Source organism: Methylibium sp., from assembly GCF_013817365.1.
GTDB lineage: Bacteria > Pseudomonadota > Gammaproteobacteria > Burkholderiales > Burkholderiaceae_C > Methylibium.
The window spans coordinates 1-11099 of sequence record NZ_JACDCU010000088.1 but is presented as its reverse complement, the minus strand read 5'-3'; the positions used below and the strand labels follow the sequence as shown (position 1 = coordinate 11099).

Sequence of the window (11099 nt, the reverse complement as noted above, 5' to 3'; positions counted from 1 at the left end):
CCTTGAATGCCCGGCTCTACGTGCCGGCGCGCTTCCCCAAGCCCGTCGATCCTGGCCACGCACCGGCGGTCGCCCGCCTGGCGGCGGCCTGCGCGCGTGCGGCCGGCGGGCGCACCTTCGTGCTCACCACGACCTTGCGCGCCCTGAGCGCTGTGGCCGATGCGCTGCAGGCGGACTTCGATGGCGATGCCGAGCCGATCGTCGTGCTGACGCAGGGCAGTGCACCCAAGCGTCAGCTGCTGCAGCGCTTCATCGACACGCCGCGCGCCGTGCTGGTCGGCTCGCAGAGTTTCTGGGAGGGCATCGACGTCTCAGGCGAGGCGCTGCAGTGCGTGATCATCGACAAGCTGCCGTTCCCACCGCCGAACGATCCACTGGTCGAGGCCAGAGTCAAGCGCCTCGAAGCGCAAGGCCGCAACGCCTTCAACGACTACTTCGTCGCCGAGGCGGCCGTGTCATTGAAGCAGGGTGCCGGCCGGCTGATCCGCAGCGAGACCGATCGCGGCCTGCTGGTGATCTGCGACCCTCGCATGACTGCGATGGGCTACGGACTGAAGCTCCGCCGCGCGTTGCCGCCGATGCAGCCGTTGCACGAGGAGAGCGAGGCGCTGGCCTGGTTGGGCGAGATCGCGGCCTTGCCCGTCCTGTGGTGAGCGCCTACCACAGCTGCCACCACGGCTTGTCCGCAGCGGCGAAACCTTGCGTGACGTAGCTCGATTGCGGAAAGCTCTGCGTCAGGACGCGCCGGGCGTCGTCGCGCAGATCCGGCAGCGACAGCCTGTCGTAGGCGAGGGTCATGATGTAGAGCGCTTCCTCCGTGGCCGGGGCGCTCTGGAATTCCTGCACCGCTTGCTGCGCGCGGTTGGCTGCTGCGACATAAGCACCTCGCCGGTAGTAGTAGCGGGCCACGTGCACCTCGTACTGCGCCAGGGTGTTGACGATGTAGTTCATGCGCAGTTGCGCGTCGGCCGCGTACTTCGAATCGGGAAACTGCTGCACGAGTTGCCGGAAGCTCTGGTAGGCGTCGCGCGATGCGCGTTGATCGCGCTCGGACAGATCCTGCCGCGCCAGGCTGCCGAGCAGACCGAGGTTCTCGTTGAAGTTGATCAAGCCTTGAAGGTAGTAGGCGTAGTCGAGCGCGGGGCTGCTCGGGTGCAGTTTGATGAAGCGCTCGATCGTCGTCTCGGCTTGTGCCTTCTCGCCGCTTCGATAAAACGCGTAGGCCAGGTCGAGTTGCGCTTGTTGAGCCAGCGGCGTGCCGGCAGCGCGCGCCTCCAACCGTCCGTAAAGCATGGTGGCCCGTTCCCAGTTGCCGACCGAAGCCTCGTCCTTCGCCTCTCCGTACAATTTCTCCGTCGACATGCCGGCGGTTTCATCGGTCGGCGTGGTGTTGCAGCCGGCGAGCGTCAGGCCGAGCAGGGTCGCGAGCGCCCCGTGGGACGCGCCGATTGCAGCGCGCCGCATGCGGGCCGAGCAAGATCGAATCAGAGTCATTACCAGCAGGCGGCGCGAGTGCGGCCGCGGTTGAAAGCACCCGAAAATTATATGACCGCCCCCTGCGAACGCCTGGGCATTGCCCCCGCGCAGCACTGGCCACAGCCGACGCCGACCGAGACCGGTTCGCCGGGCGACTGGAGCGCCGTGGAAGAGCCGGCCGAACTCGGCCCAGCCGAAGTGGAGCAGCGCAGCAAGCGCGTCGATGCGCGCCTGCATGGCGAGCGGCTCGACAAATGGCTCGTCGGCCTGGCCGGCGAGTTTTCGCGCAGCCACCTGCAAACGCTGATCGAAGGCGGACAGGTGAGCGTGGACGGGCAGGTCGTCACGGCGTGCGCACGACGCGTTACGGCCGGTCAGCTCATCGCCGTCAACTTGGTGCCGACGCCGGAAAGCCGCGCGTTTCGCGCCGAACCGATGGCACTGGCAGTCGTCTTCGAAGACGCCCACCTGCTGGTCGTCGACAAGCCGGCCGGCCTGGTGGTGCATCCCGCGCCTGGCAACTGGTCGGGCACGCTCCTGAACGGCCTGCTCGCCTATCACGCCGGTGCGGCAACGCTGCCGCGCGCGGGCATCGTGCACCGGCTCGACAAGGACACCAGCGGTCTGATGGTCGTTGCCAAGACCCTGCCGGCAATGACCGCCCTGGTGCGCGCCATTGCGGCGCGTGAAGTGCGCCGCGAGTACGTGGCGCTGGTGCACGGCGTGCCGCGCCAGCCGGTCTTCAGCATCGACTCGGCCGTAGGCCGCGATCCGGTGTCGCGGGTGCGCATGGCAGTGGTGGCGGGCGGCAAGCCGGCGCGCACCGATGTCGCTTTGCTGGCCGCCGGCGACGCTGTCAGTGCGCTGCGTTGCACCCTTCACACCGGCCGCACTCACCAGATTCGCGTTCACCTTGCTTCTCGTGGGCATGCGCTCATCGCCGATGCGCTGTATGGCGGTCGTCCGGCGCTCGGCCTGACGCGACAGGCGCTGCACGCGGAGCGGCTGGGATTTGCACATCCTGCCGACGGCGCGGCAGTGCAGTTCGTTGCGCCGCTGCCGGCCGATCTGCAGGCGGCCTGGCGGCAAATCGAGCCGCACGCGCCGGGCTGAGCCGGCTCCGATACAATCGCGGGGCTGGGCTGTCGAAGCCCGTACCGGTCGCCTGCTTCGGCCCGACCGGCCCCGACCGCCGCACGGTCCCCCGAGAACCAGTTGACAGCCCGGCCCGCAGCCGGCCCCGCGATGGCGCAGCCGCCGCGCCTGCCCAGAAGCCGGCGCAGTTCCGACTCCCTTGCATGCCGGTCACAACCCGGCCAGGACGACAGACGGATTCATGAACACACAGGATGCAAAGCGCGTCCTCGAGACCGCGCTCATCTGCGCGCAGCAGCCGCTGCCGCTGCGCGAGCTGCGCCTGCTCTTCGATGAGCAGCTTGGCGCCGACACCTTGCGCAGCTTGCTCGACGAGCTGATGCAAGACTGGCAGGGCCGCGGTGTCGAGTTGGTTGCGCTGGCCAGCGGCTGGCGTTTCCAGAGTCGTCCCGAACTGAGGCCCTGGCTCGACCGGCTGCACCCCGAAAAACCGCCGAAGTACTCGCGCGCCACGCTGGAAACGCTGGCCATCATTGCCTACCGGCAGCCGGTCACGCGCGGAGATATCGAGGATATCCGGGGTGTCACCGTCAACAGCCAGTTGCTCAAGCAGCTCGAGGATCGGGGTTGGGTCGAAAGCATCGGCCATCGCGAGACCCCGGGCCGGCCAGCCTTGTTTGCGACGACGCGGCAATTCCTGGACGACTTGGGGCTTGCCTCGCTGGAACAGTTGCCGGCCATCGACGGGACACAGATGGCAGCTGTAGTGGGCGAAGCCGTGCCGGGGCAGGCTTGCCTGCTCGATAACGGCGAGTCCGACGCTTCCGGCGAGGCGGCCAATGCCGATGCCGAGCTCGACGCTGAAGCGGCCTCGCCGGCCGCCCTTGAAGACGAACGCGCCGCCGCCGAAAGCGCGAGCGCGCCCCTGACCGAGAAGGCGAGCGCCTCGGCCGAACCCCCCGTCACACCGCCGGCATTGGCCGGCATGGAACCGCAGAAATGAATTCGAACGACAACTTGCCCCGTGAGCCTGCAACCGACGCCGAAACGCCGACCGACGCCCGTCCGGACGACGTCGCTACGCCGGCCAAGCGCCGCCCGCGCAAGGCGGTTGCAGCGCTGGCCGAGGGCACTGATGCACCCGCTTCGTCGGTCTCGCAGGAGGAGCCTGGCGAAGCGGTGAAGCTGCCCCGCCGCCGCAAGCCCAAGGGCGAAGCCGCGGACGAGCCCAGTATCGCCTTGCCAGCCGGCGAGGCGGGCAAAGAGGCGCCGGGCATCGAAGGCCGAGGTGCCGAGGTAGAGGCTCACGACCCTGTTGCCGCCGTCCACGTCGAATCCCTACCGCCTGCTCAAAACCGATCGGAAACGGCAGACACCCAGACAGCATCGTCCGAGGGCGCTGCGACCCTCGAGGGCGCGGCGAACGAGACCGTCGGTCAAGGCGGCGGTGACGCCGGTGGCGAGAGCCTCGAGTCCGGCCGCCGTAGCCGCAACCGTCGCCGTGGCCGCGGCAAGGACCGTGCCGAACGTGACACGCCCGAAGATGCGCAGGCCGGCGCCGGTGCGCATGCCGACGCAGCCGCACCCGTCGAGCGGGGGCTGCGCGACACGGCGGCGCCGCCCGATCCGGTGGAAACCGTCGAACGCTTCGCCGAGGTGCTCTCCGGTGCCTACGACGCCGAACCGCCCGAGGCCGATGATCCGGCCACGCTGGAACAATCGATCAAGCGCGTGCTGCGCCCCGAGCCCGAGGCGCCCAAGCTGCACAAGGTGCTGGCCCAGTCGGGAATCGGCTCGCGACGCGACATGGAGCAGCTCATTCAGGACGGCGGCGTCACAGTCAACGACGAAGTCGCGCACATCGGCATGCGCATCTCCTACGGCGACCGTGTCAAGGTTTCGGGCAAGCCGGTCAAAGTGCGCATACAAGGTGCGCCGGCGCGTCTGTTGGCTTATCACAAACCGATCGGCGAGGTGGTCAGTTTCAACGATCCGGAAGGCCGGCCTACGGTGTTTCGGCGTTTGCCGCGGCTCGAGAACGGCAAATGGCAATCGGTCGGCCGCCTGGACATCAACACCGAAGGCTTGCTGCTGTTCAGCAATTCTGGCGAACTGGCCAATCAGCTCATGCACCCGCGATTCGGCATCGAGCGCGAATACGCGGTGCGTGTGCTCGGCAGCCTCGACGACGAACAGCGCGCGCGCTTGATCGAAGGGGTGCAGGTCGACGGCCAGACCGCCAACTTCAAGAGCATCGAGGACGGCGGCGGCGACGGCGCGAACCGGTGGTACCGCGTCGTCATCACCGAAGGCCGCAACCGTGAGGTGCGCAAGTTGTTCGACACGTTCGGCTTGGCCGTCAGCCGGCTGATCCGCATCCGCTACGGCAGCGTGGTGCTGCCGCGCGGCTTGAAGCGCGGCGTATGGGTCGAACTCAGCGAGCAGGATTTGCGGCGGATCCGCCAGTTCGTGGGTGGCGCCCGGGCCGAACCGCGCGAGCCGCAGCAAGCCCCACGCACGGAGCGCGCCGGTGGCCGCAACGGCCGCAACGTCAAACCGGTGAAGGGCGCGGGCCGCGGGCCGCAGCCGGCGGTGGCGCGCCAGAACGAGCCGCGCGGGCCGCGTCGTGAGCGTGAACCGCGCGAAGCCCGGCCTCACGAAGCGACGCAGGACGGGGCCGACGGCTCGGCGCGCGAGCGCGAGGATTTCGGGCCGATTCCCAACCCGCTCGAACAGACCTTCGATCGCCGGTTCGCCAAAGGCCCACGGCGCGGTGGCGCTCAGGGTTTCGGCCATGGCGGCTCCAAACCCGAAGCCGATTTCGGCCCAGCCGGCACCATACCGAATCCGCTCGAGCAGACCTTCGACAAGCGCTTCGTGAAGGGCTCGCAGCGCATCAACGCCGGATTCGGCCGTCCGGACAACAACGCGCAAGACCCGGCCCCTGGTGGCAAGAAAGGCGGACCCAAGCAACCTGATCCGATGCAGACCTCGGTCGGCTACATCGGTGCTGACGCCTACTTCACCAAAGTGGGTGGCAAGCGCAGCGGCGGTGGGGGAGGCGGAGGCGGAGGAGGCCGCGGCGGGCAGGGTGGTGGTGGCCGTTTCGGCGGTCGCGGTCGCTAGTCGCTGTCATGAGTCAGCGGAGCCGGCCCGCTACAATCCACGGCTTTGTCCCAAGAGATTTCCGGAGAAGAACATGGCGATCGAACGCACGCTTTCCATCATCAAACCCGACGCGGTCGCGAAGAATGTAATTGGTCAGATCTATGCACGCTTCGAAGCTGCCGGCCTGAAGATCGCGGCCGCACGCATGGCTCATCTGTCGCGCGGTGAAGCCGAGGCTTTCTATGCGGTCCACAAGGCACGGCCCTTTTTCAAGGACTTGGTCGAGTTCATGATTTCCGGGCCCGTGATGATTCAAGTGCTTGAAGGCGAGGGCGCGATTGTCAAGAACCGGGACTTGATGGGCGCGACCGACCCGAAGAAGGCGGAGAAGGGCACGATTCGCGCCGACTTCGCCGACAGCATCGACGCAAACTCCGTGCATGGATCCGACGCACTGGAAACTGCCGCCGCAGAAGTGGCGTTTTTCTTCCCGGCCATGAGCGTGTACAGCCGTTGAGGCAGACCGGGAGGCATTCTCCCGCCGCCCCGAGCCTTTACTCCCGATGACTGCGGCCAATCTGCTCGACTTCGATCTCGACGCCTTGGCTGCGTTTTGCCAGTCGCTGGGCGAGAAGCGTTTTCGTGCAACGCAATTGTTCCGCTGGATTCATCAAAGAGGCGAAGCGGATTTCGCCCGGATGTCCGATCTGGCCAGGTCGCTGCGCGAAAAGCTTGCCGCTTGCGCTGTCGTGCGGCCGCTCGCTGTGCGCAGCGAGCATGTCTCTGCCGACGGCACGATCAAGTGGCTGTTCGACGTGAACGGCGGCAATGCGGTCGAGACGGTGTTCATTCCCGAGGATGATCGCGGCACCCTGTGCATCTCGTCGCAGGCCGGCTGTGCGGTCGGTTGCCGATTCTGCTCTACAGGGCACCAGGGCTTCAGCCGCAATCTCGGCACCGGCGAAATCTTGGCCCAGCTCTGGCATGCCGAGCACGAGCTGCGCCGGCGTTTCGGCAAGGATCAAAGAGTCATCAGCAACGTCGTGATGATGGGCATGGGTGAGCCGCTGCAGAACTATGCGGCGCTGCTTCCCGCCCTGCGTGTGATGCTCGATGATCATGGTTACGGTTTGTCGCGCCGCCGGGTGACCGTCTCGACCTCCGGGGTGGTGCCGATCATCGAGCGGTTGCGAGAGGATTGCCCTGTGGCCTTGGCAGTTTCGCTGCACGCGCCCACGGACGAGCTGCGCGATGACTTGGTGCCTCTGAACCGCAAGTACCCGATCGCCGAACTGTTGGCATCGTGCCAGCGCTATCTCGAGCGTGCGCCGCGCGATTTCATTACCTTCGAGTACTGCATGCTCGACGGGGTCAATGACAGCGAACGCCAGGCGCAGGAGCTCGTGCGCCTGATAGGTGAGCAGGGCCCCGTCGGCCTGGTCGCCTGCAAGTTCAACCTCATTCCGTTCAATCCGTTCCCGGCTTCGGGCCTCACTCGCTCGAGCGAACAGAGAGTTCAAGCCTTTGCCCAGGTGCTGATTGCCGGGGGCTTGATCGCCACGGTGCGCAAGACCCGCGGCGACGACATCGACGCCGCCTGCGGTCAGCTCGCCGGCGAGGTGCAGGATCGAACCGACGCGCAGGTGCGCATGACCCGCGCGCCGATCGCCATGCTCGCCGTCGCGCGCAGCGCCGCTTCGGCGCCGGGCACCCCTCAGCAGGAGACACGATGAGCCGGGTCATGACACAAGGACGGCGGGCGGCCGCCTGGGCGCTTGCGCTGGGCCTGTTGGCGGTTGCCGCGGGCTGTGCGCAGACGCAGACCACGACGATGCCGGCGCAAAGCGCGCCGCCCTCTGCACCGCTGCCTGGCGCCGACGCCGGCCGCGATCGCCCCACCTCGTCCGACGAGACTGACCCGCAAAAGCGCGCGCGCATCCGCCTCGACCTGGCCGGCGCCTATTTCGCCGAAGGCCATTGGAACACCGCACTCGACGAGGTCAAGCAGGCGCTTGCCGCCAGTCCGGACTTGCCGCAGGCACTGAATCTGCGCGGTTTGATCTACGCAGAGCTGGGCGAGAACCAGTTCGCGGAGGATAGCTATCGCCGGGCTCTGCAGGTCGCGCCGAGCGATGGTGATGTGATGCACAACTACGGCTGGTTCCTGTGTGCGCGACAGCGCTACGAAGAGGCCGAAGCCCTGTTCCAGCGCGCCCTTGCGACGCCGCAGTACCGAACGCCTGCGCGCACGATGCTGGTGCAAGGCATTTGCGAAGCGCGGTCCGGTCGCCTCGATCAGGCCGAGGCCACGCTCAAGCGGGCTTATGAACTCGACGCCGGCAACCCGGCGACTGCCATGAACCTAGCCGACGTTCTTCTGCGTGTCGGCGAGTACGAGCGGGCACGCTTTTACGTGCGCCGCGTCAACAACAATGCCGATTTGCGCAACGCTGAGTCGCTGTGGCTGGCCGCACGCATCGAGCGTCGCCTCGGCAATCCGCAGGGCGTGCGCGATCTGGGCACCCAGCTGCGTTCGCGCTATCCCACGTCTCGCGAGGCGGCAGCTTTCGAGCGAGGAGCCTTTAATGAGTGAGGCCGACGGGGGCGCCAGCGGCGCGGTCGGCGACCCGGCTGCTGCCCCGCCGCAGACGGCGGGCGCGTTGCTGCGTGCGGCGCGCGAACGTCAAGGCGTTCACTTGGCAGTGCTGGCGGCCTCGCTCAAAGTAGCGCAGCGCAAACTCGAGATGATCGAGTCGGACCGTTACGACGAACTGCCCGATGCCACGTTCGCTCGAGCGCTCGCGCTGAGCATGTGCCGCGCCCTCAAGATCGACGCCGAACCGGTACTCCTGCGGCTGCCGCAGCCGCAGGGCGAGCGTCTCGAGCCGCTGACTCGCGGGCTCAACCAGCCGTTTCGCGGGCATGACGGTCGTCGCGACAGCGGCGAGCGGCGTGGCTTGCCGAGCGTGCCGGTGGTGGCTGCCGGACTGCTGGTGGTGGCCGCTTTGGTCGTCTATCTGTTGCCCGGCCGCAGTTGGATCTCGGGCGATGAGGCGACTCCCGAGTCGGCGTCCGACGCTGCCGCCGTGCCTGCACAGCCGCTGGTGCCCGCCGATGCAGCCCAGCCCGCCGGCGGGCTCTTCCCGGCCGATCCTGTCGGGCAGGCATTGTCATCTCCGGCCATCTCGGGGGCGGTGCCTGATGTGACGGCTTCCGCGATAGCGCCCGACGCGCCGGCCTCGTCCGTGGTGATCGACACCGTGTTCGCTGCGGAACCGAGAGAAGCAGCCGCCTCTGAACCGGCAAGCGCTGCACAAGCGCTGCTCACGCTGCGCGCCACGACGCAGCCTTCCTGGGTCCAAGTGCGCGATGCAAAAAACCAGTTGGTGCTTTCGCGCACGCTGGCAGCCGGCGAGTCAGCGAACGTCGAAGGCGCTTTGCCCTTGCGGGTGACGATCGGCAACGCCGCAGCCACGAGGGTGAGCTTCCGCGGCGAGCCCGTGACTTTGAAGACCACGCGCGAGAACGTTGCGCGGCTGGAGCTGAAATGAGTGCGCTGCCGACCGATCTGAACCATGCTGTTGGCGAGGGCGCCATTGCGGCCGCCGTGCCGGCCGCACGCCGCTCGCGGCAGGCAAGGGTGAGCTGGGGCGGCAAGGTGATCACCGTGGGAGGTGACGCACCCGTGCGTGTGCAATCCATGACCAACACCGACACGGTGCAGGTGATCGAGACGGCTATCCAGGTCAAGGCGCTGGCCCTTGCGGGCTCCGAACTCGTGCGCATCACGGTTAACACGCCCGAGGCTGCGCAGGCCGTACCCGCCATCCGCGAGCAGCTCGACCGCATGGGCGTGGATGTCCCCTTGATCGGCGACTTCCACTACAACGGCCATCGGCTCCTGAGCGACTATCCGCAGTGCGCGGCGGCACTGTCAAAGTACCGAATCAACCCGGGCAACGTCGGCAAGGGCGACAAGCGCGACCGCCAGTTCGCGCAGATGATCGAAGCGGCACTGCGCCATGACAAGCCGGTGCGCATCGGCGTGAATTGGGGCAGCCTCGATCAGGAGCTGCTCGCTTCGCTGATGGACGAGAACGCGCAGCGCGCCGCGCCCTGGGATGCGCGGCAGGTCATGTACCAAGCACTGATTGCTTCGGCGTTGCAGTCCGCCGCCTATGCGCGCGAGCTCGGCATGGATCCGAACCAGATCCTGATCAGCTGCAAGGTCAGCGGTGTGCAGGATCTGGTGAGCGTGTACCGCGCCCTGGCCGCACGCTGCGACTACCCGCTGCACCTTGGTCTGACCGAAGCGGGCATGGGGACCAAGGGCACTGTGGCTTCCGCCACCGCTTTGGCGCTGCTGCTGCAGGAAGGCATCGGCGACACCATCCGCGTGAGCCTGACGCCGCAGCCGGGCGAGGCACGCACGCAGGAGGTCGTGATCGCACTGGAGATCCTGCAATCGCTCGGCCTGCGCGCTTTCAATCCGAGCGTCACCGCCTGTCCCGGCTGTGGCCGCACGACCAGCACCACTTTCCAGGAACTGGCCAAGCAGATCGACGACTTCCTGCGGGCACAGATGCCGGTCTGGAAAGCCCGGTACCCCGGCGTCGAGAACATGAAGCTCGCGGTGATGGGTTGCATCGTCAACGGCCCTGGCGAAAGCAAGCATGCCGATATCGGCATCAGCCTGCCGGGCACCGGCGAGGCACCGGCGGCGCCAGTGTTCATCGACGGCGAAAAAGCGATGACCTTGCGTGGCGAGGGCATCGCGCGCGAGTTCCAGAGCGTCGTCGAGAGCTACATCGAGCGCCGCTACGGCACGGTGACGGCCGCTCCTTGAAGCGGGTCGGCGCAGCGTTGTGCAGTTCGATCTTCCGGCTCCGGCCGGCTTTGTTGGCCGTTTTTGCAGACCATGGTTGAACCTTTGAAAGCCGCGAGGCCGGACACCTCACCGCTGCGCGGCGTGAAGGGCATGCCCGACCTGCTGCCGCCCGAATCGGTGCGCTGGGAGTGGCTCGAAGACATTGTGCGCGCCGTGATGCGCCGACACGGCTACGCGAACATCCGCACGCCCATCGTCGAGCCGACGCAACTCTTCCTGCGAAGCCTCGGCGAGGTGACCGACATCGTCGAGAAGGAGATGTATTCCTTCGAGGACAAGCTCAACGGCGATGCCCTGACCCTGCGGCCCGAGGGCACCGCCGGCGTCGTGCGCGCCGTGACCGAGCATTCGTTGCTCTACGAAGGCGGCAAGCGGCTTTTCTACATCGGTCCGATGTTTCGCCACGAGCGGCCACAGAAGGGCCGCTACCGGCAGTTCCACCAGGTCGGCGTGGAAGCGCTGGGTTTTCCGGGGCCCGACGTCGATGCCGAGATCATCCTCATGTGCCGCGCTCTCTGGCGCACGCTCGGCC

General features: G+C 67.2%; 11 protein-coding genes. 10 read left to right on the top strand and 1 reads right to left on the bottom strand.

All coding sequences use genetic code 11. From position 1 onward, the window contains the following. The coding region (locus H0W38_RS07755) for a helicase C-terminal domain-containing protein (protein ID WP_292452650.1) at window positions 1-653 on the top strand (653 nt) is incomplete at its 5' end. A gap of 4 nt (window positions 654-657) precedes the next feature. Here the strand turns inward: H0W38_RS07755 and H0W38_RS07750 are convergent. After that, window positions 658-1464: an outer membrane protein assembly factor BamD gene (locus H0W38_RS07750; RefSeq protein ID WP_292452648.1), complete on the bottom strand. Its 807-nt coding sequence runs from the start codon at window positions 1462-1464 to the stop codon at window positions 658-660. A gap of 177 nt (window positions 1465-1641) precedes the next feature. On the opposite strand from H0W38_RS07750, the gene H0W38_RS07745 reads away from it, so the two are divergent. The 9 genes from H0W38_RS07745 to H0W38_RS07705 form a co-directional block, all read left to right on the top strand. Then, window positions 1642-2589, top strand: a complete 948-nt coding sequence (locus H0W38_RS07745; RefSeq protein WP_292452652.1) for an RluA family pseudouridine synthase — start codon at window positions 1642-1644, stop codon at window positions 2587-2589. A 223-nt stretch (window positions 2590-2812) separates the two neighbouring features. Beyond that, complete coding sequence (gene scpB / locus H0W38_RS07740; RefSeq protein ID WP_292452647.1) at window positions 2813-3574, top strand: SMC-Scp complex subunit ScpB; 762 nt, start codon at window positions 2813-2815, stop codon at window positions 3572-3574. Then, window positions 3571-5697 (top strand): pseudouridine synthase, encoded by a 2127-nt coding sequence (locus H0W38_RS07735; protein ID WP_292452645.1) that lies wholly within the window; start codon window positions 3571-3573, stop codon window positions 5695-5697. Before scpB ends, H0W38_RS07735 begins: the two co-directional genes overlap by 4 nt. A gap of 73 nt (window positions 5698-5770) precedes the next feature. After that, the gene (gene ndk, locus H0W38_RS07730) at window positions 5771-6196 is read left to right on the top strand and encodes a nucleoside-diphosphate kinase (RefSeq protein WP_292452644.1); all 426 of its coding nucleotides are present in this window, start codon (window positions 5771-5773) and stop codon (window positions 6194-6196) included. 46 nt (window positions 6197-6242) lie between these two features. After that, entirely contained in the window at window positions 6243-7412 is a 1170-nt protein-coding gene (gene rlmN / locus H0W38_RS07725; protein WP_292452642.1) for a 23S rRNA (adenine(2503)-C(2))-methyltransferase RlmN, read from the top strand. Beyond that, the gene (pilW, locus tag H0W38_RS07720; RefSeq protein ID WP_292452641.1) at window positions 7409-8272 is read left to right on the top strand and encodes a type IV pilus biogenesis/stability protein PilW; all 864 of its coding nucleotides are present in this window, start codon (window positions 7409-7411) and stop codon (window positions 8270-8272) included. Before rlmN ends, pilW begins: the two co-directional genes overlap by 4 nt. Further along, window positions 8265-9230 carry a helix-turn-helix domain-containing protein gene (locus H0W38_RS07715; RefSeq protein WP_292452640.1) on the top strand — a complete coding sequence of 322 codons (966 nt, stop codon included), beginning with the start codon at window positions 8265-8267 and terminating at the stop codon, window positions 9228-9230. The genes pilW and H0W38_RS07715 overlap by 8 nt, the downstream gene beginning before the upstream one ends. Next, complete coding sequence (gene ispG / locus H0W38_RS07710; RefSeq protein WP_292452638.1) at window positions 9227-10525, top strand: flavodoxin-dependent (E)-4-hydroxy-3-methylbut-2-enyl-diphosphate synthase; 1299 nt, start codon at window positions 9227-9229, stop codon at window positions 10523-10525. Before H0W38_RS07715 ends, ispG begins: the two co-directional genes overlap by 4 nt. A gap of 72 nt (window positions 10526-10597) precedes the next feature. After that, a partial coding sequence (locus H0W38_RS07705) for an ATP phosphoribosyltransferase regulatory subunit (protein ID WP_292452637.1) occupies window positions 10598-11099 on the top strand: 502 nt, incomplete at its 3' end.

Bases quoted from the DNA above. Each gene is read 5' to 3' on its own strand.
- ispG (WP_292452638.1), top strand. From the start codon at position 9,227: ATGAGTGCGCTGCCGACCGATCTGAACCATGCTGTTGGCGAGGGCGCC.
- rlmN (WP_292452642.1), top strand. From the start codon at position 6,243: ATGACTGCGGCCAATCTGCTCGACTTCGATCTCGACGCCTTGGCTGCG.
- scpB (WP_292452647.1), top strand. From the start codon at position 2,813: ATGAACACACAGGATGCAAAGCGCGTCCTCGAGACCGCGCTCATCTGC.
- pilW (WP_292452641.1), top strand. From the start codon at position 7,409: ATGAGCCGGGTCATGACACAAGGACGGCGGGCGGCCGCCTGGGCGCTT.
- H0W38_RS07750 (WP_292452648.1), bottom strand. From the start codon at position 1,464: ATGCGGCGCGCTGCAATCGGCGCGTCCCACGGGGCGCTCGCGACCCTG.
- ndk (WP_292452644.1), top strand. From the start codon at position 5,771: ATGGCGATCGAACGCACGCTTTCCATCATCAAACCCGACGCGGTCGCG.
- H0W38_RS07735 (WP_292452645.1), top strand. From the start codon at position 3,571: ATGAATTCGAACGACAACTTGCCCCGTGAGCCTGCAACCGACGCCGAA.
- H0W38_RS07715 (WP_292452640.1), top strand. From the start codon at position 8,265: ATGAGTGAGGCCGACGGGGGCGCCAGCGGCGCGGTCGGCGACCCGGCT.